This window comes from Streptomyces sp. NPDC006551, from assembly GCF_040611675.1.
In the GTDB taxonomy this organism is placed as follows: domain Bacteria; phylum Actinomycetota; class Actinomycetes; order Streptomycetales; family Streptomycetaceae; genus Streptomyces.
The window spans coordinates 21,014-21,538 of record NZ_JBEXOT010000003.1; the positions used below are offsets into that span (position 1 = coordinate 21,014).

Annotated in this window: 1 pseudogene; it reads left to right on the forward strand. The window is 78.5% G+C overall.

From position 1 onward, the window contains the following. Window positions 1-525: pseudogene (locus ABZY12_RS04500) on the forward strand (hypothetical protein); the annotation flags it as partial.

A 525-nucleotide genomic window follows, 5' to 3' on the forward strand; every position in this document is an offset into this window, starting at 1 on the left:
GGAGGCGGAGGCCGCTGCTGACGACACCGACGCCGTGGCGGAGGCGGAGGTCGCCGCTGACGACACCGACGCCAGGGCGGAGGCGGAGGTCGCCGCTGACGACACCGACGCCAGGGCGGAGGCGGAGGTCGCCGTTGACGACACCGACGCCACGGAAGCGGAGGCGGAGGTCGTGACGGCCGCTGCCGCCGAGCCGGAGGCTCCGGAGACGGAGGCTGCCGCCGAGGGCACCGAGGCGGCGCTCGTCGTGGACGAGCAGGAGGACGACGCCTCCGCAGCCGCGCCGGACAGCGACGAGGTCGCGGCGGAGCCGCAGGCGCCTGCCGGGACCACCGCCACCGCCGAGGCGCCCGAGCCGACAGCCGACCAGGAGAGCGCCCTGCCGGCGCCGGCCGTCGCGGAGGAGCCCGAGGCCCCGGCGGAGCCGGAAGCCGCCGCCGAGGAGGAACAGGACGAGGCCGTGGCGCCCGCCACCGAGACCGACGCGCCCGAAACCGCCCCCGAGCCGGAGGCCGACACGCAGGC